22 protein-coding genes are annotated in these 19,657 nt (G+C 66.6%); 10 read left to right on the plus strand and 12 right to left on the minus strand.

Features of this window, described 5'->3' with window-relative positions:
* Positions 1-15: 15 nt before the first annotated feature.
* From CRM90_RS09505 to CRM90_RS09515, 3 genes are all read left to right on the plus strand, one after another.
* On the plus strand, positions 16-531 hold the full coding sequence (locus CRM90_RS09505; RefSeq protein ID WP_370506936.1) for an adenine phosphoribosyltransferase: 516 nt from the start codon (positions 16-18) through the stop codon (positions 529-531).
* A 138-nt stretch (positions 532-669) separates the two neighbouring features.
* A complete protein-coding gene (locus CRM90_RS09510) occupies positions 670-2,313 on the plus strand; it encodes a cadherin-like domain-containing protein (protein WP_102806725.1) in 1,644 nt (547 codons plus the stop codon).
* An 80-nt stretch (positions 2,314-2,393) separates the two neighbouring features.
* Positions 2,394-4,745 carry a RelA/SpoT family protein gene (locus CRM90_RS09515; protein WP_102806726.1) on the plus strand — a complete coding sequence of 784 codons (2,352 nt, stop codon included), beginning with the start codon at positions 2,394-2,396 and terminating at the stop codon, positions 4,743-4,745.
* A 16-nt stretch (positions 4,746-4,761) separates the two neighbouring features.
* Here the strand turns inward: CRM90_RS09515 and CRM90_RS09520 are convergent, their stop codons facing one another.
* Positions 4,762-5,037: a hypothetical protein gene (locus CRM90_RS09520; protein WP_199189831.1), complete on the minus strand. Its 276-nt coding sequence runs from the start codon at positions 5,035-5,037 to the stop codon at positions 4,762-4,764.
* Between the two features lie 128 nt (positions 5,038-5,165).
* Here CRM90_RS09520 and CRM90_RS09525 point away from each other — a divergent pair, with 128 nt between their 5' ends.
* Positions 5,166-5,405, plus strand: coding sequence for a hypothetical protein (locus CRM90_RS09525; protein WP_102806727.1), 240 nt, complete (start codon positions 5,166-5,168; stop codon positions 5,403-5,405).
* 9 nt (positions 5,406-5,414) lie between these two features.
* On the opposite strand, the gene CRM90_RS09530 is transcribed toward CRM90_RS09525, so the two are convergent.
* On the minus strand, positions 5,415-6,401 hold the full coding sequence (locus CRM90_RS09530; RefSeq protein WP_102806728.1) for a peptidylprolyl isomerase: 987 nt from the start codon (positions 6,399-6,401) through the stop codon (positions 5,415-5,417).
* Positions 6,402-6,433: 32 nt separating this feature from the next.
* Entirely contained in the window at positions 6,434-7,324 is an 891-nt protein-coding gene (locus CRM90_RS09535) for a peptidylprolyl isomerase (protein ID WP_102806729.1), read from the minus strand.
* A 106-nt stretch (positions 7,325-7,430) separates the two neighbouring features.
* On the opposite strand from CRM90_RS09535, the gene CRM90_RS09540 reads away from it, so the two are divergent.
* Complete coding sequence (locus CRM90_RS09540) at positions 7,431-8,099, plus strand: MBL fold metallo-hydrolase (RefSeq protein WP_102806780.1); 669 nt, start codon at positions 7,431-7,433, stop codon at positions 8,097-8,099.
* Positions 8,096-9,355, plus strand: a complete 1,260-nt coding sequence (hisS, locus tag CRM90_RS09545; protein WP_102806730.1) for a histidine--tRNA ligase — start codon at positions 8,096-8,098, stop codon at positions 9,353-9,355. Before CRM90_RS09540 ends, hisS begins: the two co-directional genes overlap by 4 nt.
* Before the next feature lie 33 nt (positions 9,356-9,388).
* On the opposite strand, the gene CRM90_RS09550 is transcribed toward hisS, so the two are convergent.
* On the minus strand, positions 9,389-9,691 hold the full coding sequence (locus tag CRM90_RS09550) for a DUF732 domain-containing protein (RefSeq protein ID WP_163789227.1): 303 nt from the start codon (positions 9,689-9,691) through the stop codon (positions 9,389-9,391).
* A gap of 241 nt (positions 9,692-9,932) precedes the next feature.
* Between CRM90_RS09550 and CRM90_RS09555 the strand changes: the two genes are divergently transcribed.
* The gene (locus CRM90_RS09555; protein ID WP_102806731.1) at positions 9,933-10,376 is read left to right on the plus strand and encodes a hypothetical protein; all 444 of its coding nucleotides are present in this window, start codon (positions 9,933-9,935) and stop codon (positions 10,374-10,376) included.
* 43 nt (positions 10,377-10,419) lie between these two features.
* On the opposite strand, the gene CRM90_RS09560 is transcribed toward CRM90_RS09555, so the two are convergent.
* From CRM90_RS09560 to urtA, 7 genes are all read right to left on the minus strand, one after another.
* Positions 10,420-10,974 carry a cytochrome b gene (locus CRM90_RS09560; RefSeq protein ID WP_102806732.1) on the minus strand — a complete coding sequence of 185 codons (555 nt, stop codon included), beginning with the start codon at positions 10,972-10,974 and terminating at the stop codon, positions 10,420-10,422.
* Positions 10,971-12,050: a catalase family peroxidase gene (locus tag CRM90_RS09565; protein WP_102806733.1), complete on the minus strand. Its 1,080-nt coding sequence runs from the start codon at positions 12,048-12,050 to the stop codon at positions 10,971-10,973. The genes CRM90_RS09560 and CRM90_RS09565 overlap by 4 nt, the downstream gene beginning before the upstream one ends.
* A gap of 64 nt (positions 12,051-12,114) precedes the next feature.
* Positions 12,115-12,807 carry an urea ABC transporter ATP-binding subunit UrtE gene (gene urtE, locus CRM90_RS09570; RefSeq protein ID WP_102806734.1) on the minus strand — a complete coding sequence of 231 codons (693 nt, stop codon included), beginning with the start codon at positions 12,805-12,807 and terminating at the stop codon, positions 12,115-12,117.
* On the minus strand, positions 12,807-13,607 hold the full coding sequence (urtD, locus tag CRM90_RS09575; RefSeq protein ID WP_102806735.1) for an urea ABC transporter ATP-binding protein UrtD: 801 nt from the start codon (positions 13,605-13,607) through the stop codon (positions 12,807-12,809). Before urtD ends, urtE begins: the two co-directional genes overlap by 1 nt.
* Positions 13,604-14,710 carry an urea ABC transporter permease subunit UrtC gene (gene urtC / locus CRM90_RS09580; RefSeq protein WP_102806736.1) on the minus strand — a complete coding sequence of 369 codons (1,107 nt, stop codon included), beginning with the start codon at positions 14,708-14,710 and terminating at the stop codon, positions 13,604-13,606. The genes urtD and urtC overlap by 4 nt, the downstream gene beginning before the upstream one ends.
* Positions 14,707-15,591: an urea ABC transporter permease subunit UrtB gene (gene urtB, locus CRM90_RS09585; protein WP_102806737.1), complete on the minus strand. Its 885-nt coding sequence runs from the start codon at positions 15,589-15,591 to the stop codon at positions 14,707-14,709. The genes urtC and urtB overlap by 4 nt, the downstream gene beginning before the upstream one ends.
* A 35-nt stretch (positions 15,592-15,626) precedes the next feature.
* Entirely contained in the window at positions 15,627-16,889 is a 1,263-nt protein-coding gene (gene urtA, locus CRM90_RS09590) for an urea ABC transporter substrate-binding protein (protein ID WP_036338226.1), read from the minus strand.
* A 205-nt stretch (positions 16,890-17,094) separates the two neighbouring features.
* Here urtA and CRM90_RS09595 point away from each other — a divergent pair, with 205 nt between their 5' ends.
* The gene (locus CRM90_RS09595; protein ID WP_233209241.1) at positions 17,095-17,532 is read left to right on the plus strand and encodes an Rv2576c family protein; all 438 of its coding nucleotides are present in this window, start codon (positions 17,095-17,097) and stop codon (positions 17,530-17,532) included.
* On the opposite strand, the gene CRM90_RS09600 is transcribed toward CRM90_RS09595, so the two are convergent.
* Positions 17,533-17,985 (minus strand): GNAT family N-acetyltransferase, encoded by a 453-nt coding sequence (locus tag CRM90_RS09600; protein ID WP_102806738.1) that lies wholly within the window; start codon positions 17,983-17,985, stop codon positions 17,533-17,535. It lies immediately after the preceding gene.
* A 27-nt stretch (positions 17,986-18,012) separates the two neighbouring features.
* On the opposite strand from CRM90_RS09600, the gene CRM90_RS09605 reads away from it, so the two are divergent.
* Together CRM90_RS09605 and CRM90_RS09610 are read left to right on the plus strand one after the other, a co-directional pair.
* Positions 18,013-18,900, plus strand: coding sequence for an oxidoreductase (locus CRM90_RS09605; RefSeq protein ID WP_233209242.1), 888 nt, complete (start codon positions 18,013-18,015; stop codon positions 18,898-18,900).
* 20 nt (positions 18,901-18,920) lie between these two features.
* Positions 18,921-19,574 carry a hypothetical protein gene (locus CRM90_RS09610; protein WP_102806740.1) on the plus strand — a complete coding sequence of 218 codons (654 nt, stop codon included), beginning with the start codon at positions 18,921-18,923 and terminating at the stop codon, positions 19,572-19,574.
* The last annotated feature ends 83 nt before the right edge of the window (positions 19,575-19,657 follow it).

Here is a 19,657-nt window from a genome sequence, read left to right on the forward strand (position 1 = left end):
CAGAGCGCCTCGGCGGTGGCCGACGTCCTCACGGCGCTCATCCGGGAGGTGCCGGACTTCCCGGAGCCGGGCATCCAATTCAAGGACCTCACCCCGGTGCTGGCCGACCGGCACGGTCTGGCCGTCATCACCGCGGCGATGGCCGAGATCGCCGAGGGCGCCGATCTGGTGGCCGGCATCGATGCCCGTGGATTCCTGCTCGGCGGCGCGGTCGCCCATCGGCTCGGTATCGGCGTGCTGGCCGTCCGCAAAGGCGGGAAGCTGCCTCCGCCGGTGCACAGCGAGACCTACACGCTCGAATACGGCACGGCCACATTGGAGATCCCGGCCGACGGGATCGAGCTGGCCGGGCGGCGCGTGGTCATCATCGACGACGTGCTCGCCACCGGGGGAACCCTGGCTGCGGCGCGTTCCCTGCTGGCGGCAAGTGGGGCGGAGGTGTCCGCTGCCGCGGTGGTGCTGGAACTGCCCGGCCTCGGCGGGCGCGAGAAGGTCGCGCCGCTGCAGGTGACCAGCCTGCAAACCATCTGAGCCGGTTAACTGTCCGGACCGCCGTATGGCGGCCCGGCAAACGCCAAGTGGCAGTTTGACATTCGTGTTGTCCGTCACCGGATGACTCGGCGATGCTTGCGCAGAGCGGCCTGTCGGGGGCCCGCCGAGGAGGCATCTGTGCAATCCACCATTCTGGTTCCGCGGCTCGCCGCAGCAGCTTTCGCCGTCGGGGTGGGGCTGGCGATCGGCAGCGCCTGCGCGACGGCATCCGCCGATACGCCGGATTCGTCGTCGTCGGCCGCCCGCACGAGTGTCGGGCACGGACCGGCCAAGCCGCGCGCTCGCGCCGCGGCGACCACCCCGTCGGCGGCCAAGACCGCCACGGCAGCCACTGCACGGGCCGCACGCCTGACGCCGCCCTCGGCGGTGGCGTCCTCGACCCCCACCAGGAAGCTGCGTGCGCCGTCGCAACTGCGGATTGATGTCGACATCCTTGCCGCCAATGTCGCCAGCCTGCTGGGCTATGCCCCGAACCCGGCCAACACCGGTGGTGTCGGCGCGGTGCTGCCGTTGCGCACCATGCTTTTCGACGCGATCGACGCGGTGCGTCGGGCCACCGATCGCAGCGCGGTCAATGCCGTTCCGGCCCTGCACCCGCGTGCGGTGTACGAGTTCGTCACCGGCGAGGTGATCGGTGATCTGGTGCCCTCTGACCCCAACGGCGACAAGCTGACGTACCGGGTCGCCCAGGGGCCGGCCAACGGCACGCTGACGATCAACCCGAACGGCACCTACTACTACAAGCCCACCAACGATTTTGCCGAAAGCGGTGGGGTCGACACCTTCACTGTCGTCGCCGATGACGGGCAGAACGGTTTGACGGTGGTCCCGGTGAACGTCACGGTCAGACCGACGCTCGGGGTGACGGAAAGGTTCTGGTTCCGCAACTACACGCTGGCGCCGCTGAAGTTCAACGGCTACGCCGGCGGCACCGGTGATCTGGACGGTGGCCCTGCGGTCGGCACGGTCATCATGCCGGGCGGTGAGGCCAGCTGGGATGTCAATTGGTACCTGTTCCGTGTCGGTGACATCGTCACCAATTTCGGCACCGTCGGCTTCGGGTACACCCCCTCCAACTTCGGCTACGTGCCCGACGGCTACCAGGGCACGACCTTCCAGGTGAAATTCCAGACCAAGCCACGGGCCACCAGCTGCGGCTCCGGCGGCAACGGGGAATGCAATGTCCCGAACGACAAGATGGCGATCGGGCAGGACCAGGGAGCCCCGACGATCACCCTCGGCGCGGCGGACGCGGCCAAGATCGCGGCGGTGCTTCCCAACGTCTGCTACGACGGCTCGATAGCAAACTGCACCTTCACCGCGAAGAGCGAAGTGAAGGGCTTCAGCCCGGTGCGGACCGTCGGCACCCCGGTGTCGAACACCACGTCGACACCAACGACCTACAGCATCGCCATCGCCGACCAGGTGTCACAGTCCGACACCGTGGGGTTGAGCGTGAAGCTGTCCGGCGGCGGTCTGGCCAAGCTCGCGTCGATCATCAACATCGAGATCACCGCCAACTACTCCCATACGTGGGTACAGACCCACACCTTCACGCAGACGATGAACGTGCCGGTCGCCCCGGGCAAGACGGCGTGGATCGAAGGTTCGGTGCCGGTGTGGAACGTGACCGGCGACTTCACCATCAAGCTCGGCAACTCGACTTACCAGCTCGACGGCGCGACGTTCTCGACGCCGAATCCGAACGAGCCGGGCAGCTACGTCATCCGGGACAAGCCGATCACCTCCGCGCTGGATTAGCCGCGAGGGGCCGGGCCGGCCACTCGACCGCGGACGGGGAGATATCCTCGAAGTCGGTCCTGGTGGCGAGGAGGTGCGGCATGGCAGACGACAACGCGTCGCTGACCGCCGCGCCGGCGCCGGTCTCCGACGTCCCGCCCGCCGAGCCGCGGACCGAAACCCCCAAAACCACCAGCAGCGCATCGCGGCGGGTGCGAGCCCGGCTCGCACGGCGGATGACGTCGCAGCGCAGCACCGTCAACCCGGTCCTCGAACCGCTGGTGGCCGTCCACCGGGAGTTCTACCCCAAGGCCGACCTGGCGATCCTGCAGCGCGCCTATGAGGTGGCCGAGGCCAAGCACGCCGATCAGCTGCGCCGCTCCGGCGATCCCTACATCACCCACCCGCTGGCCGTCGCGAACATCCTCGCCGAACTCGGCATGGACACCATCACGCTGGTGGCCGCGCTGCTGCACGACACCGTGGAGGACACCGGTTACGCCATGGAGGCGCTGACCGCCGACTTCGGCGAGGAGGTCGCCCACCTGGTGGACGGGGTGACCAAGCTGGACAAGGTCGCGCTGGGCACCGCCGCCGAGGGCGAGACCATCCGCAAGATGATCATCGCGATGGCGCGCGATCCGCGGGTGTTGGTCATCAAGGTCGCCGACCGGCTGCACAACATGCGCACCATGCGGTTCCTGCCGCCGGAGAAGCAGGCCCGCAAAGCTCGCGAGACGCTGGAAGTGATTGCCCCCCTTGCCCATCGGCTGGGGATGGCGACGGTCAAGTGGGAACTCGAGGATTTGTCGTTCGCGATCCTGCACCCCAAGCGTTACGAGGAGATCGTCCGGCTGGTCGCCGACCGCGCACCGTCGCGGGACACCTACCTGGCCAAGGTCCGCGTCGAGATCAACAGCGCGCTGTCGGGGATGAAGATCAACGCCAGCGTGGAGGGCAGGCCGAAGCACTACTGGTCGATCTACCAGAAGATGATCGTCAAGGGCCGCGACTTCGACGACATCCACGACCTGGTCGGTGTGCGGATCCTCTGTGAAGAGATCCGCGACTGTTATGCCGCTGTCGGCGTTGTGCATTCGCTGTGGCAGCCGATGCCCGGCCGGTTCAAGGACTACATCGCCCAACCCCGTTTCGGGGTGTACCAGTCGCTGCACACCACGGTCGTCGGACCGGAAGGCAAGCCGCTGGAGGTGCAGATCCGCACCCGCGACATGCACGACACCGCGGAGTTCGGCATCGCGGCGCACTGGCGCTACAAGGAATCCAAGGGCCGCAACGGTGTTCCGCACCCGCACAGCGCCGCCGAGATCGACGAGACGGCCTGGATGCGACAGCTTCTGGACTGGCAGCGGGAAGCCGCGGACCCCGGCGAGTTCCTGGAGTCGCTGCGGTACGACCTTGCGGTGCAGGAGATCTTCGTGTTCACCCCGAAGGGCGACGTGGTCACCCTGCCGGCCGGTTCGACGCCGGTGGACTTCGCGTACGCGGTGCACACCGAGGTCGGCCACCGCTGCATCGGCGCCCGGGTCGACGGCCGGCTTGTGGCGCTGGAACGCAAGCTCGAAAACGGTGAGCGGGTGGAGGTTTTCACCTCCAAGGCGCCCAATGCCGGGCCGTCCCGCGACTGGCAGGGCTTCGTGGTGTCCCCGCGGGCCAAGGCCAAGATCCGGCAGTGGTTCGCCAAGGAGCGCCGCGACGAGGCGCTGGAGGCCGGCAAGGACTCGATCGCACGCGAGGTGCGACGTGGCGGCCTCCCGTTGCAGAAACTGGTCAACGGTGAGGCGATGTCGGCGCTCGCCCAGGAACTCCGCTACGCCGACGTCTCGGCGCTGTACACCGCGGTCGGTGAGGGTCATGTATCGCCGCGGCATGTCGTGCAGCGGCTGGTGGCACAGCTCGGCGGCGCTGAGAGTGCCGAAGACGAACTGGCCGAGCGCTCCACGCCGGCGACCATGCCAGTGCGCCAGCGCAGCAGCGACGACACCGGGGTCGCCGTGCCTGGTGCGACCGGGGTGCTGACCAAGCTGGCCAAGTGCTGCACTCCGGTTCCCGGCGACAACATCATGGGCTTCGTCACCCGGGGTGGCGGGGTCAGCGTGCACCGCACCGACTGCACGAATGCCGCGTCGCTGCAACAGCAGTCGGAACGCATCATCGAGGTGAACTGGGCGCCGTCACCGACTTCGGTGTTCCTGGTGGCGATTCAGGTCGAGGCTCTTGATCGGCACCGGCTGCTCTCCGATGTCACGAGGGTGCTGGCCGACGAACGCGTCAACATCCTGTCGGCGTCGGTCACCACATCCAACGATCGAGTCGCGGTGAGCCGCTTCACGTTCGAGATGGGTGATCCCAAGCATCTCGGTCACGTGCTCAACGCGGTCCGCAATATCGAGGGTGTCTACGACGTGTACCGGGTGACGAGCGCGGCCTGATCGGTATAGCGACCGGTTACGGCCCGCCGTTGACGTACCAGGACAGGCACCCGGGATGGTCGTGGCAGGCGATGATCGCGGTGGTATCCGGTGCGGCGCCGCGCACGTGCGGCTGAGTCGACGGCAGGCTGCAGCTCTTCAGGTACGGATTCCACGGGATCACGCCGTCGTAGCAGCCCTGCGCGACGGGCGTGGCCTGGCTCGACGGGGTGTCGAGCAGCGCGGTGGGTGCGAATAGGAGGGCGGCCGCGCCCAGGACGACACCAACAGTTCTGTGCAAACCAATAGACATGACGTGGTGCCCAACGTGTCTGCGCCGCAGACTATTTCGTCGCGGATGGCGGAATATTCGGCTGCCGCAACGTTCTTGTACTCATGCGTGGTCGCAGGTGCCAAGACCTACTTGGAAAGAGATTGACTATGAAGCGTTTTCACGTGTTGTCCGCCACTATCGGAGCCGGTGCCCTCGTCTCCCTCGGAGCTTTCGCCGCGGTAGCGGCCAATCCCCAGACACCCGGTTCGCTCGTCAGCTCGGAGATGTCGACCGCTGTCACGGTCACCCAGTCGCCGAATCAACCCAAGGGCCAGCTTCCCGCTGCGACCCCCGCGATCAAGGGGCCGGCGCCGCTGCCGACCGAAGAGCAGGGCCTGCCCGGCTGACGGCCGGCGTCAGTTCAGCCGGATCGACTTGATCGTCACCGGCCTGGCTGGCTTGCCGTCGTCGGAACCGCCGGAGATGCCGGTGGCGGCGATGTCGTCGATGACGCCCCAACCGGTCTTGTCGACCTGGCCGAACGCCGTGTACGTCGGTGGCAGCATCGAGTCGCGGTAGACGATGAAGAACTGGCTGCCGTTGGTGTCCGGCCCGGCGTTGGCCATGGCCAGGGTCCCGCGCGGATACTTCACGGCCTGTCGCAGTGCCGGATCGAACGGGCGGAACTGGTTCGTCGGGTACTCGTTGGCGAACCGGTACCCGGGACCGCCCGTACCCTGGCCGGTCGGGTCGCCGCACTGCAGCACCGACAGCGACGGCAAGTGGGTCAGCCGGTGGCACGGCGTGTTGTCGAAGTAGTTCTGCCGGACCAGACTTTCGAAGCTGTTCACCGTGCACGGCGCCTTGGCGTTGTCGAGATGGATGACGATCGGGCCGGCGTTGGTGACCACGGTCGCGTCCACGGTCGCCGGCGTGGTCGACACCTTTCCGGCGACCGGCGGCTTGACCGGCTTGTCGGCCGGGGTCGCGGTGGCCGGGTACTGGCAGTTCGCGCCCAGCGTGGCCGGCGGATTGAACGGCGGGAGCGCTCCGCTGCCACCCGGGAGGGAACGCGGGATGCCCGCCCCGCCGCTCTTCTCCAGCTCCCGGCCCATCCACGAGAAGAACGCCACCCCGGCGACGATCACGACGATGCTCACGACGGTCATCAGGTAGCTGATCACCAGCCCGGCGATCGCCAGACCCCGCCCGTCCTCGCCGGTCTTCTTGATCTGCGACAACGAGACGTGGCCGAAGATGATGCCCAGCGGTGCGAACAGGAACGCGCAGATAAGCGACGCGATCGCCATCCCGTTGGTCGGCTTCGGCGCCGGATAGGGATACGGACCGGGCCCGTACGGCGAACCGTACGGCGGCGGGTAGTAGGGCGGAGGCTGGCTCATGCGGTGCCCTGGCAAGCGTCGCTCATCGTCGGCTAGTCCAGCAGGATCGACTTGACCCGCACGTCGGTTGCCGGCTTGCCGTCCTGACCACCGCCGGCGACACCGGCCGCCGCGATCTTGTCCAGCGTCGCCAGGCCGGTCGCGTCGATGGTGCCGAACGCGGTGTAGTTGGGCGGCAACTGCGAATCCTTGTAGACCAGGAAGAACTGGCTTCCGTTGGTGCCCGGGCCGGCGTTGGCCATGGCCAGCGTGCCGCGCGGATAGGTCACCGGCTGCTGCAGGGCAGGGTCATTCGCGGGGTACTGGTCGGTGGGGTATTCGTTCGCGAACTCGTAGCCGGGCCCGCCCGTGCCCTGGCCGGTCGGGTCGCCGCACTGCAGCACCGACAGCGACGGCGAGGTGGTCAGCCGGTGGCAGGGGGTGTCGTTGAAGTATCCCTTCTGCGCCAGGCTGGCGAAGCTGTTGACCGTGCACGGCGCCTTCGCGTTGTCCAGCACCAGGCCCAGGTTGCCCTGGTTGGTGCTCATGCTGGCGGTCACCGTCGCCGGGCTGGTGGGAACCTTGCCGCTGTGGGGTGCGTCGACCTTCTTGGCGGCCGGCTCGGACGTGGCCGGGTACTGGCAGTTGGCGCCCAGGTTCGCGGCGGCCTTGAACGGCGGCAGACCGCCGGTGGCCGGGGGAGATGTGGACGGCGCGTCGGTCTCGACGGGGGCGGTGCTGGTGGCACCCGACGCGGTCTTGGTGTCCTTGCCGTCCTTGTTGGTCAGCACGAACGTGGCGATCAGGGCCGCGGCCACGGCGATCGCGACCACGCCGCCGATCACGACAAACAACCGCTGGCGCTTCTCCTGTTGAGCGCGGCGCTCCAGCTGCCGCTCGAGCTTGCGCTTGGCCGTCGCACGTCGTTGTTCGTTGGTGGGCACCGTGTTGATCCTCCGTTGAGATCGGGTGAGTCGGCACCGAGTGTGCCAGTTGATGCTGAAGACACCGGCCACGACCCTCGTCAACAGGGGTGGGAAACTGGACAACGTGTTACTCACCGGGTTCCCGGCGGGCATGTTGGCATGCAATTGCTACGTGCTGGCCCCACGCGCCGGGGCGGACGCGATCGTCGTCGACCCGGGGCAGCGAGCTTTTGCGACCCTGCGCCGCATTCTCGACGAGAACCGGCTGACCCCGGCCGCGGTCTTGCTCACCCACGGGCACATCGACCACATCTGGTCGGCGCAGAAGGTGGGTGACACCTTCGGCTGCCCGGTGTACATCCACCCGGAGGATCGATTCATGCTCTCCGATCCGATCCGCGGATTCGGGCCGCGCATCGGCCAGATCGCGCTGGGCGCGTTGTTCCGCGAGCCCAGACAGGTCGTCGAGCTGGACCGCGACGGGGACAAGATCGACCTCGGTGGCATCACGGTGACCGTCGATCACACGCCCGGCCACACCAAGGGGTCGGTGGTGTTCAGGGTCGATCGGGCGGGGGCCCAGGACCCGATCGCGTTCACCGGTGACACCTTGTTCAAAGAAACTGTCGGCCGCACCGACCTGCCGGGTGGCAGCGGGAGGGATCTCCTGAGCTCGATCGTCGACAAACTGTTGGTGCTCGACGACGACACCCTGGTATTACCGGGCCACGGTGAATCCACCACCATCGGCCTCGAACGCCGTACCAACCCCTTTCTCGAAGGTTTGACGTGAGCGAATTCCAGGCGCCCAAGGGTGTCCCTGACTACCTGCCGCCCGAGTCCGCCGAGTTCGTCGCGGTCCGTGATGGTCTGCTGCGGATCGCCCGGCTGGCCGGCTACGGCGACGTCGAGCTGCCGATCTTCGAAGACACGGCGCTGTTCGCCCGCGGGGTGGGCGAATCCACCGATGTGGTGTCCAAGGAGATGTACACCTTCGCCGACCGCGGCGAGAGGTCGGTGACGCTGCGCCCCGAGGGCACCGCGGGAGTGATGCGCGCGGTCATCGAGCATGGTCTGGACCGGGGCGCCCTTCCGGTCAAGCTCTGCTACGCGGGCCCGTTCTTCCGCTACGAGCGCCCGCAGGCCGGTCGATACCGGCAGCTGCAGCAGGTCGGGGTCGAGGCCATCGGCGTCGACGACCCGGCGCTGGACGCCGAGGTGATCGCTGTCGCCGACGCCGGTTTCCGGTCATTGGGACTGGACGGTTTCCGCCTCGAGATCACCTCGCTGGGTGACGACACCTGCCGGCCGCAATACCGGGAGTTGTTGCAGGAGTTTCTGTTCACGCTCGACCTGGACGAAGACACCCGGCGCCGGGCGGAGATCAACCCGCTGCGGGTGCTCGACGACAAGCGGCCCGCGATGCGGGAGGCGACCGCCGACGCGCCGGTGATGCTCGACCACCTTTCCGATGGGGCCAAGCAGCACTTCGACACCGTGCTGGCGCATCTCGATGCACTCGGCGTGCGGTACGTGGTCAATCCGCGGATGGTGCGGGGCCTGGACTACTACACCAAGACCACATTCGAGTTCGTGCACGACGGCCTCGGAGCGCAATCGGGTATCGGCGGCGGCGGCCGGTATGACGGTTTGATGCGTCAGCTCGGTGGCCAGGACCTGTCGGGTATCGGGTTCGGCCTCGGCGTCGACCGGACCGTTCTGGCGTTGCGGGCCGAAGGCAAGACGGTCGGAAACCCAAGCCGCTGCGACGTTTTCGGGGTGCCGCTGGGCGAGCAGGCGAAGTTGGTGGTGGCGACGCTGGCGGCGGCTCTGCGCGCCGAGGGTGTGCGCGTCGACTTGGCGTACGGCGACCGCGGCCTCAAGGGGGCGATGCGTGCGGCTGATCGCTCAGGCGCGCGCATCGCCGTGGTGGCAGGCGACCGGGACATCGAGGCCGGCACCGTGGGCGTCAAAGATCTCGCCACCGGCACGCAGGTTGATATCCCGGTCGACTCGCTTGTCGCAGAAGTGATTACGCGGCTGGCCTAGAACAGGCCAGCCGCGCTCTCGGTTCGTACGTTGTCAGCCCGCAGGGCACAGATCGGTCTTGGCGAAGTTGATCGCCGCATCCGCCTGGGCGTGGCTGATTTGACCTGAGTTCTTGAAGTAGGTCTGCGACAGCTCGTTCGGGTCTGCACCCTGCGCGAGCGCCGAGCAGATGGTGTGACCATCGGCGATCAGCGCCGCCTGGTCGCCGGCGATACCGGCGCTGGTCAGATCCTTGATGTAGTCGGCCTCGGCGTTGGTGATCGCCCAGGCAGACGGCGCGCCGGCCAGCGCGATAGCCCCGGCGGCAGCAGCCGCCGTCAACAAACCTTTGATCATTGTCATGTCCCTTGTGTGCATCGGAGTTACTGCTGCGGCAGAAGTTACTACGTTGCCAGCACATATGCAGGAAAAGGACAAGAATTTCCGGCATGGCAATAAAAGCCGAAAACTCGGCTATTCAAACAATGAATTCAAGTTGTGGGCCGTACGCCCCCCATTTAACCAATTCTCACCAGATTCTTGGCGCAACCTTGGCTGATTCGGGAACCGTGTCGTCTGCGCGGTCCGTTGGACAGTCATGAACACCGTGATCGGCGCCGAGGTCATCGAGGGCTACGTGAACAGCCGCCAATTGCGGCATTTCTGCGGCCACCACGACGATGAGGTTTTCTTTTTCGTGAACGCCTACCATGGCCGCCTTCATGTGCACTTGCAGCCGAGCGGCTCCGCGGTTCAGATCACCATCACCGCCGAACGCTATTACCCGGCCGATCACCGGGCCGGGGTCGCGGCGTTGGTGCAGCAATGGAACGGAGCCGGCACTCACGCCACCGCCACGGTGTTCCCGTCCTCCGACCCCCGATTGGTCGGTGTGGTCGCCGAGCGACGATATCGCGCGACAGATGGCGAATTCGGCCCCTTCGCCGATCAGACGGTTCAGTCAGCGATCGATTTGTTCGGCCGACTCGGCGCTGTGGTGCCGTTGTCGTCCGACGACACGCGTCTACTCGATGCCGGCTGACCTACGATAGTCGACGTACGAAATCCGTTGTCGCCGAGGCGGTTCAATCCGGTTCCGTCGCCTCGCGCCGACTTCCGAAGGTCATCCGGCTCAGCATCCGGTCGCGCAGCGTGAGCGTGTGCAACAGCACCGCCGAGACGTGCGCGGCAATCGCGACCACCAGCAGGTAGGCGAGGACGGAGTGGGTCTGGCGCAGCAGGAAGAACAAGTCGGCGTCGAACGGCGCGATCCGCGGCAGCGGCACGAAACCGAACAGCACCACCGGTCGTCCGCTTGCCGACACCATCGCCCACCCCACCAGCGGCTGAGCCAGAAGCAGGATGTACAGCCCGATTTCGGAGCCGACGACCAGCAGCTGCTCGACGGACCCCACGGTGGCCGGCAGCGGCGGGGTGCGGTGGGTGAAACGGTTGGCCGCCCGGAACGCCACGACGATCAGGATGAGCGCCCCGAGCGTCACGTGCACACCCACCAGAGCGCCGTAGCCGCCCAGCGAATTGACCATCACGAACCCGATGAGCAGTGCGGCGAACACCAGGGCGGCGGTGAGCCAGTGCAGGATTCGGGTGCGGACCGGGTACCGCTCGACCGCCGTCATGCGCCGACCTCGTTCACCTGAACCGCCGACGGCGACGTCGGTTCGCCGGTGCGCTGGCGGTAGGACGCCGCATAGACATCGCTGCGGGCGGACAGCAGGGGATCGGCGGACGGTTCGATACCGTCCGGCAAGACCAGCGGATCGAAGTTGATGTCGCGGGCGTTACCCGGTGCCTCGGTCGCCGCCGAGGTAAGGGTGAGCGTGCCCACCTCGATGCTGCGCCGGTCGTCGGGCCACGGCAGGGTGGGGTCGGTCAGCGGGTCGCCCGGCTCGGCGACGGTGACGAGTAGACGCCATCGCAGCGGCCCGTCGCGCAGCTGGCGCACCACCGCGTCGAACAATCCGTTGGCGTCGCCGGATCGTGGTGCCGGTGCGCCCTGTTGCGGTACGAGCGACCACCGCACCGCCGATCGGTCACCCGCGTCGTTGACGAAATAGAAAGTGTTCAGGCCGCGAAAGGTGCTGTCACCGAAGCCGGCCGACGGCGGGTGGGCCTTGATGATCGCCATGGCGGCCGCGGTTTCCGGGTGAGCTGTCAGGAACGCTTTCATCGCGGCGGGGTCGGGTTGTTTGGTACCGGGGACGACCTTGGATGCGAGCAACCTGTCATAGAACCCGCGCGCGGAATTGTCCGGGAACACCGGCAGGTTCAGCATCGCCGTGCGCCACTGCCCACTGTCGGGAAACCCGAACGCCAGGCCCAGGCCCCGCGCGGCGCCCGGGGTGTCGGCGACGTTTGGATCACCGCCGGCGAGGGAGAACCGGCCCACGACGGGCACCTGACCCTGTCGGAACACGGCGGCACGGCTGAGCTGTGTGCCGTTGCCGTTGCTCTCGAAATACCCGGTGACGACGACGCCTTTGGCGTGGTTCTTGCGGAACCCGAGGTGGCGTCCGTAGACGCTGAGGAACCCGTCGAGGAACGTTTTACGGGGGGACTCGGACCCAATCCACTTGTTGGCGTAGGCGACCGCGCCGAGGTCGACGGCCAGGAACGCGCCGACGGCCCCGAGCCCGACGAGAACCGATCGGCGGTTGACGGCGGTGTTCACTCCCCAGCGTGGACGGTTGGTCACTTAACCTGGGACGCGCCGTAGCAGGGATCGGTTCACTGTCGTGACGCAGCTCACGACCTGAAGTCTAGATCGCCATCGCCGCGCGGACGTCGGACTCCGACGCCGACCCGCCGGTCCCGCTGGACGTCACCCGCCCGGCCTCCAGGATGTAGTACCGCTGAGCCGATTCCAGCGCGAAACCGATGTGCTGTTCGACCAGCAGCACGCCGAGGTCGCCGCGGCGGGTGAGCGCGGTGATCGCCGCCTCGATCTCGGCGACCACCGACGGCTGAATGCCCTCGGTGGGTTCGTCGAGGATCAGGATCTTCGGGCTGGTGATCAACGCCCGTGCGATCGCCAGCTGCTGGCGCTGGCCACCGGACAGCAGACCGGCGCGGCGGGTCAGCAATTCCTTGAGCGCGGGGAACAGGTCGAGCTGTTCGTCGATCAGCTGTTTCCCTCCTTTGCGGCCGTCGGCGACGACCTGAAGGTTTTCGGCGGTGGTCAGCTGACCGAAGGACTGCTGGCCTTGCGGCACATAGGCCAGTCCGCGTGCCACCCGGGCGTTGGGACGCAGTTTGGTCACATCCTCGCCGTTCAGCAGCACCTGGCCCGCGCTGCATTTCAGGAGGCCGACCGCCGCGCGGAGCAACGTCGTCTTGCCTGCCCCGTTGTGGCCCATCACGGCGGCCACGCCGTCGGACGGGACCTCGATGCTGACGGAGTGGATGACCTGAGAGCGTCCGTATCCGGTCCGGACATCGATGAGCTGCAACACTATTCGCTAGCCTCCAAGTCTCCGGCCGCGGCGGTGCCCAGGTAGACCTCTTGCACCTTCGGGTTGGCCTGCACCTCGGTGACCGACCCTTCGGCAATCACCTGGCCGCGGGCCAGCACCGTCACCGATGTCGCGAATGCCCGCATGAAGTCCATGTCGTGCTCGACGACCACGACGGTGCGCGAGGACCCGATGCGCCGCAACAGGTTTCCGGTTTCCTCGCGTTCCTCACCGCTCATTCCGGCGACGGGTTCGTCGAGCAGCAGCACGTCGGCGTTCTGCACCAGGAGCATGCCGATCTCCAGCCACTGCTTCTGTCCGTGGGCTAGCACGCCGGCGGGCCGGTCGGCCAGATTCGACAGACCGATGGTCTCCAGCGCCTCCTCGATGGCGGGCAGTACTCCGTGCCGCCTGCGCAGCAGTGTCCACCACGACCGGTCGGCACCCGCGGCGATGTCGAGGTTCTGCAGCACGGTCAGCTGCTCGAACACGCTGGCAGTTTGGAAGGTTCGTCCGACCCCGCGTCGGGCGATCTGATGGACCTTCTTGCCCAGCAGATCCACGCCCGACTTGTTGATCGACCCGGTGGCCGGCACCAGGCCGGTGATCGCGTCGATGACGGTGGTCTTGCCTGCCCCGTTGGGGCCGATCAGGAATCTCAGGTCGCCTTGGAACAGGGTGAGATCGACGTTGTTGACCGCCTTGAACCCGTCGAAGTCGACAGTGAGACCGCGCACTTCGAGGTATTCGGTCCCCATGCCGACATTGCCGCCGGCCACCGGTTCGGCGAGTTCGGTCATGTTGCCGCTCCTACGGTCTCGGCTTCCGCGTGTTGGGCGTCGCCCGCGGACGGGGCGCCCGGGGTGCGGCGGCGCCGGCGCAGCAGCGCTCCGACTCCGGCCAGGCCGGCGGGGAAGAAGCCGACTACGACGATGAACAGCAGTCCCTGTGCGTAGGTCCATCCGGACGGGAACCGTTCGGAGAACGCGGTTTGCGCCCAGGCCACACCGATGGCGCCGAGGATCGGTCCGAGCAGCGTGGTGCGCCCGCCGATCGCGACGCCGATCAGGAATGCGATGGACGGCACGACGCCGACCTGAGCGGGCGTGATGAATCCGATGATCGGCGCGAACAGGGCACCGGCGACGCTGGCGAACAGCGCGGCCGCGGTGTAGGCGACGACTTTGATGGTGGCCGGGTCGTAGCCGAGGAAGCGGACCCGTTCCTCGCCGTCACGTACCGCGACCAGGAGTTCGCCGTAGCGGCTCTGCATCAGCTGGCGCACCACCGCCACCACCACCAGCAGCGTGCCGGCGGCGATGAAGTACAGCATCTGCCGGTTCACCGGGTCGGAGAGCCGGAACCCGAAGAACGTCCGGAAGCCGTTGAGCCCGTTGCTGCCACCCAGGGTGGCCTGTCCGACGAGCAGGATCGCCAATGCCGCGGCCAGCGCCTGGGACAGGATCGCGAAGTAGGCGCCCTTGACCCGGCGCTTGAAGACGCCGAGTCCGAGCAGCGCGGCGATGCCGGTCGGGATCACCACGATCGCTGCCATGGTGAAGGCGGCAGACGAGAACGGTTCCCAATACGACGGCAGCGCAGGGATTCCCGCGATCTGCATGAAGTCCGGCACCGACTGTTTGCGGATCTCGGCGTCGGCGATCTTGAGATGCATACCCATCATGTAGGCGCCGAGGCCGAAGAACACACCCTGCCCCAGCGTGAGCATTCCGCCGCGGCCCCAGGCCAACCCGATGCCTGCGGCCACGATCGCGTAGCACAGGTACTGGCCCAGCAGGCCCAGCCGGAAGCTGGTGAGCATCGCCGGTGCGACGCCGAACAGAATGACGGCCGCGACCGCGAAGCCCGCCCAGGTCTGCCACCTGCCGACAAGGGTCCTCATACCAAACTCCTTGTCCGCACGGTGAACAGGCCTTGCGGGCGCGCCTGTAGGAAGATCACGATGACCACAAACACGATGACCTTGGCCAGCGACGCGGTGGTGCTGTACTCGATGAACGAGTTCATCAAGCCGAGTGCGAACGCGGCGATCACCGTGCCCTTGATCTGGCCGAGCCCGCCCACGACCACCACGAGGAAGGCGTCGATCAGATAGCTCTGTCCGATGGTCGAACTCGTGGACCCGATGAGCGTCAGCGCGACGCCGGCCACGCTGGCCAAGCCCGACCCGATGAAGAACGTGGTGATATCGGTTCGGCGGCTGGAAATGCCGCTTGTCTCAGCCAGGTCGCGGTTCTGTACGACAGCCCGGATACGGCGGCCCATCGGGCTGAGCTTGAGCACCGCGGCCAGCACGGCGACACAGACCACCGCAAGAACCAGGATGAAGATGCGGGTCTTGGGCACTACCGCGCCGAGGATCTCCACGCCGCCGGACAGCCATGCCGGTGCGGTGACGTTCACCGCGGGCGCGCCGAAGATGCTGCGCGCCGCCTGCTGCAAAATCAGCCCGACGCCGAACGTCACCAGCAAGGTGTCCAGCGGACGGTCGTACATCCGCTGGATCAGCGTGACTTCCAGGAGCACCCCGAGCAGGCCGCCGACCACGAATCCGACGATCAGCGAAAACAGCAGTGATGCCCCGGTATTCGAGATCACCTTCTGCACCACAAAAGCTGTGTAACAGCCGATCATGATGAATTCGCCGTGCGCCATGTTGATGACGCCCATCTGGCCGAACGTCAGTGACAGCCCCAGTGCGGCCAGCAACAGGATCGAGCCGAGGCTCAATCCCGTCGCTAGCTGTCCGACAAGGACTTCCATGCTGTCTTAGCTTCCCGTCGCTCCGCTCGCCTCGGCTAACCCGACAGGCCCTTGGCCCAGGGGTAGGACTTCAGGTACGGATCGGGGGTGATCGGGCCGGGGGATTCCCAGATCGTGTAGATCAGCCCGTCGGGATGGATCTCGCCGATCCGTGCGGTCTTGGTGATGTGATGGTTCTCGCCGTCGATGGTGACCAGACCCTCCGGGGCGTCGAACGTCACGCCGGCGCAGTTGTCCTGAATCGCCTTGACGTCGAACGACTTCCCCTTCTCAACGGTGTTCTTCCACAAGTAGACCGAAACGTAGGCGGCCTCCATCGGATCCGAGGTCACCCGGTTCTGGCCGTACTTGTCCTTGAACGCCTTGACGAACGCCTTGTTCACCGGGTTGTCCAGGGTCTCGTAATAGTTCCACGCGGTCAGCTGGCCGGCGATGTTCTGCGCGCCGATGCCCTGGACTTCCTCCTCGGCGATCGACACCGAGACCACCGGCATCTTCTGCGGCGTGAGTCCGGCGTTGGTGTACTCCTTGAAGAACGCCACATTGGAGTCGCCGTTGAGGGTGTTGAACACCGCACCGGCATTCGACGAGCGAACCTTGTTCACGATCGTGGAGAAATCCGTCGAGCCGAGCGGGGTGTAGTCCTCGCCCTTGATCTCGATGCCGTTGGCCGCGGCGTACGCCTTGATGATGCGGTTCGCGGTCTGCGGGAACACATAGTCGCTACCCACCAGGTAGAGCGAGGTGATGCCCTTTTCCTTGAGGAAGTCGAGCGCAGGGACGATCTGCTGGTTGGTGGTGGCGCCGGTGTAGAAGATGTTTTTCGACGACTCCAAACCCTCGTACTGCACGGGGTAGTAGAGCAGCGCGTTGTTGCTCTCGAAGACCGGCAACATGGCCTTGCGGCTCGAGGAGGTCCAGCCGCCGAACACCGCGGCTACGCAGTCGTTCTTGATCAGCTTCTCGGCCTTCTGCGCGAACACCGCGGGGTCGGACGCCCCGTCTTCACCGACGATCTGGACCTGCTTGCCCAGCACGCCGCCCTTGGCGTTGATCTCGTCGACCGCGAGCTTGATCGAGTCACGCACCGTGACCTCGGAGATGGCCATCGTGCCCGACAGCGAGTTCAGCGAACCCACCTTGATAGTGGGCCCGGACGTGTCAACGCATGAATCCGACTTTGCTGTGTCGGTCTCGGTGGCCTTGCTGCCGCAGCCGGACAGGATCAGGCCTGCCGTCACCGCCACGCCTGTCGCCGCCAAGAACGATCGATTCAATGCGGAGCGCCGGAGATGCATAAATGCCCTTTCATGTTGGGAAAGACAAGCATTGGGGCGCCGACAGGCCTACTGGCCCCCGAACCCACGGTTGGTGTCGACCCGGACGTTAGGACCAATAAGTTTCTGTGACATATCTGTGTGTGACGAACTTGTTAACCTGCTAGTCATTCGCTGGATGCCGCGGCAGGCCGACACGGGTAACGATGTCGGTAGCGTGGTCGATATGGCCGATATGCGAAATGTGACAGCAAGAGTCGGGGCGGCGCTGGTGCTGGCGGCCGCCGGTGTTGCAGCCACGCACGCCACGTCGAGCGCTGAGCCGGCGCCCGGGCATCAGGTGACCTACACGCTTGCGACCGGCGGTACGTACGACTTCACGATCAGCTATCTGACGGCGCAGCCGCCCAGCAAGGACGCCTTCAACACGGACTCGACCGCGTTCATGAAGCGCGAGACCATCACGGTGTCGCCGGACGCGCCGTGGGTCTTCCAGACCACCCTCGATGACCCGCAGTGGGCATTCCTGCAGGTGTCGAGCACCACGCACGGCGGACAGGGCGCCCCGAACGCGCACTGCGAGGTGTCCATCGACGGCCAGATCGCCGTCGCCCAGGACGCGCCCTACAGCCCGCAGTGCTACCTGGCCAAGTGGACGTCGTAATCACAGGCGCTTGCTGAAGAAGACCCGCCGAAAGCCGTCCTGGCCGGCGCGGTGGGTTTCCACGTAACCGAAACGCGGATACATCGCGATGTTCTCCGTCATCGCGGCATTGGTGTAGAGCCTGACCTCGGTCAGGCCGGCCGCGCGGGCGTCATCCTCGGCGCGGCGCAGTAGCACCGCCCCGCATCCACGGCCCTGGGCCTTTGGCGCCACAGCGATGGATTCCAGCAGCAGGTGGTCGTCCAGCACACAGGTGACAAGGCTGCCGGCCAGCTGGTCGGCGTCGGTCAGCACCCACACGGTGGCGTCGCTGATGAGTGCGGCGTAGTCGGCGTCCATTGGCGCCGGCCGACGGCCGATGCGCTCGACGTACTTCTCATATGCCCGTTCGGCGAGCTCAGCGATGGACGCGGCATCGGACGGTATCGCCCGACGTAACGACGGTTCGGCCACTCAGCCACCGTAAGTATGTTGGGAGCGGTGGGCACCTCGATAGCACTCGTCGGTCCCGGCGCGATCGGTTCTACCGTCGCCGCGGTGTTGCATGCAGCCGGGCATGCGGTCACGGTGTGCGGGCATACCCGGCGCGATCAGATCGAGGTCCGGCCGGATGACAAGCAACCGATCGTGGTACCCGGCCCGGTGCTGACCGACCCGGACGGCATCGACGCTCCGGCGGACCTGGTGTTCCTGGCGGTCAAGGATTCCCAGAACGAGCGGGCGGCCGGCTGGCTGCAGCGCCTGTGCGACGACAACACGATTGTCTGTGTCCTGCAGAACGGTGTCGAACAGATCGAGCGGGTCGGCCCGTTCTGCCCGTCGGCGCATATCGTGCCCGCCGTCGTATGGTTTTCCGCGGAGCGGCAGCCGGACGAGTGGGTGCGGCTGCGCACCGAGGCGCGTCTGGTGTTGCCCGACAGTGCTGATGCGAAAAGCATTGCGGCGGTGTTCCGGTCGTCGGAAATGGTCGTCGAGATCGACCCCGACTTCACCACCGCGGCGTGGCGCAAGCTGTTGTTCAACGCACTCGCCGGCTTCATGGTGTTGGCCCGGCGGCGCTCAGGGATGTTCCGCCGCCCCGACATCGCGGCACTTGCGCGGCGCTACCTGGCCGAGTGCCTGGCCGTGGCCCGTGCGGAGGGTGCCCGACTGCCCGACTCGGTCATCGACGAGGTGACCGACATGTTCGCCGCCGCACCCGAGGATCTCACCACGTCGATGCTCACCGACGCCGAAGCGCGCCGCCGGCTGGAATGGGACATCCGCAACAACGTCATCGTGCGCAAGGCCGCCGTGCACGGGTTGGGCACGCCGGTCGGTGACGTGTTGGTTCCGCTGCTGGCGGCCGCCAGCGACGGGCCCGGCTGACCAAGTGGCATCCTGGCCAGGTGGGGCTGATTTTCCGGTTGGTCGAGTTGCTGCTCGTGATCGTGCCGCTTGCCGGTGCGATTTACGCGGCGGTCAAGGGCGTTTCCGCGATCCGGCGGCAGAACGAGCCGGCGACCGAACCACCTAGCGCGGTGCGGGACAACGCGAAAAGTCAAGCCGTGCAATGGCGCACGATCACCCGGGTGATCGACGGACACAACCGGACCGACGCTCGCTGGCTGGAGTACGAACTCGATGCAGCCAAGCTGCTCGACTTCCCGGCGATGACCGACATGCGAGATCCGCTGACGGTGGCCTTCCACCGGGCCAAGTTGCGTGCCGACCTGGTGCGCCCCGGCAAGGCCGAAGACCTGCTCGACGACGGCGATGCGGCGCGGCAGTATCTCGACGCCGTCGAGGCTTATGTGACCGCGTTCGAGGCCGCCGAGAACGAGGCACGACGGCGCCGCCGCGGTGACTTCTCCCGCCAGGATCAGCAGCGGCTGACCCGGGCGCAAAGCCTGCTGCGGGTGGCAGCCGATCGCGGCGCCACCCCGCAGGAGCGTGAACGTGCCTACGACCTGGCCTGCGGTGAGCTCGACGGCCTTCTCGTGCTGCCGGACCGGACCACCGCGGCCCTGGAACGGGGGATCGCCGGGGAGCTCGACGACTAGCGCGCCATTGACAGATCATCGAACGTGCGTGCGGCTCCTCAGGTTGTTGTGGGTAGCTTGACCTGCAGTCCGCCGAGGCAGAG

Source organism: Mycobacterium sp. ENV421, assembly GCF_002887815.1.
Taxonomy (GTDB): domain Bacteria; phylum Actinomycetota; class Actinomycetes; order Mycobacteriales; family Mycobacteriaceae; genus Mycobacterium.

Bases quoted from the DNA above. Each gene is read 5' to 3' on its own strand.
- CRM90_RS09515 (WP_102806726.1), top strand. From the start codon at position 2,394: ATGGCAGACGACAACGCGTCGCTGACCGCCGCGCCGGCGCCGGTCTCC.
- CRM90_RS09520 (WP_199189831.1), bottom strand. From the start codon at position 5,037: ATGTCTATTGGTTTGCACAGAACTGTTGGTGTCGTCCTGGGCGCGGCC.
- CRM90_RS09560 (WP_102806732.1), bottom strand. From the start codon at position 10,974: ATGACGGCGGTCGAGCGGTACCCGGTCCGCACCCGAATCCTGCACTGG.
- urtC (WP_102806736.1), bottom strand. From the start codon at position 14,710: ATGAGGACCCTTGTCGGCAGGTGGCAGACCTGGGCGGGCTTCGCGGTC.
- CRM90_RS09550 (WP_163789227.1), bottom strand. From the start codon at position 9,691: ATGATCAAAGGTTTGTTGACGGCGGCTGCTGCCGCCGGGGCTATCGCG.
- CRM90_RS09525 (WP_102806727.1), top strand. From the start codon at position 5,166: ATGAAGCGTTTTCACGTGTTGTCCGCCACTATCGGAGCCGGTGCCCTC.
- CRM90_RS09555 (WP_102806731.1), top strand. From the start codon at position 9,933: ATGAACACCGTGATCGGCGCCGAGGTCATCGAGGGCTACGTGAACAGC.
- urtD (WP_102806735.1), bottom strand. From the start codon at position 13,607: ATGACCGAACTCGCCGAACCGGTGGCCGGCGGCAATGTCGGCATGGGG.
- CRM90_RS09595 (WP_233209241.1), top strand. From the start codon at position 17,095: ATGGCCGATATGCGAAATGTGACAGCAAGAGTCGGGGCGGCGCTGGTG.
- urtB (WP_102806737.1), bottom strand. From the start codon at position 15,591: ATGGAAGTCCTTGTCGGACAGCTAGCGACGGGATTGAGCCTCGGCTCG.
- CRM90_RS09530 (WP_102806728.1), bottom strand. From the start codon at position 6,401: ATGAGCCAGCCTCCGCCCTACTACCCGCCGCCGTACGGTTCGCCGTAC.
- urtA (WP_036338226.1), bottom strand. From the start codon at position 16,889: ATGCATCTCCGGCGCTCCGCATTGAATCGATCGTTCTTGGCGGCGACA.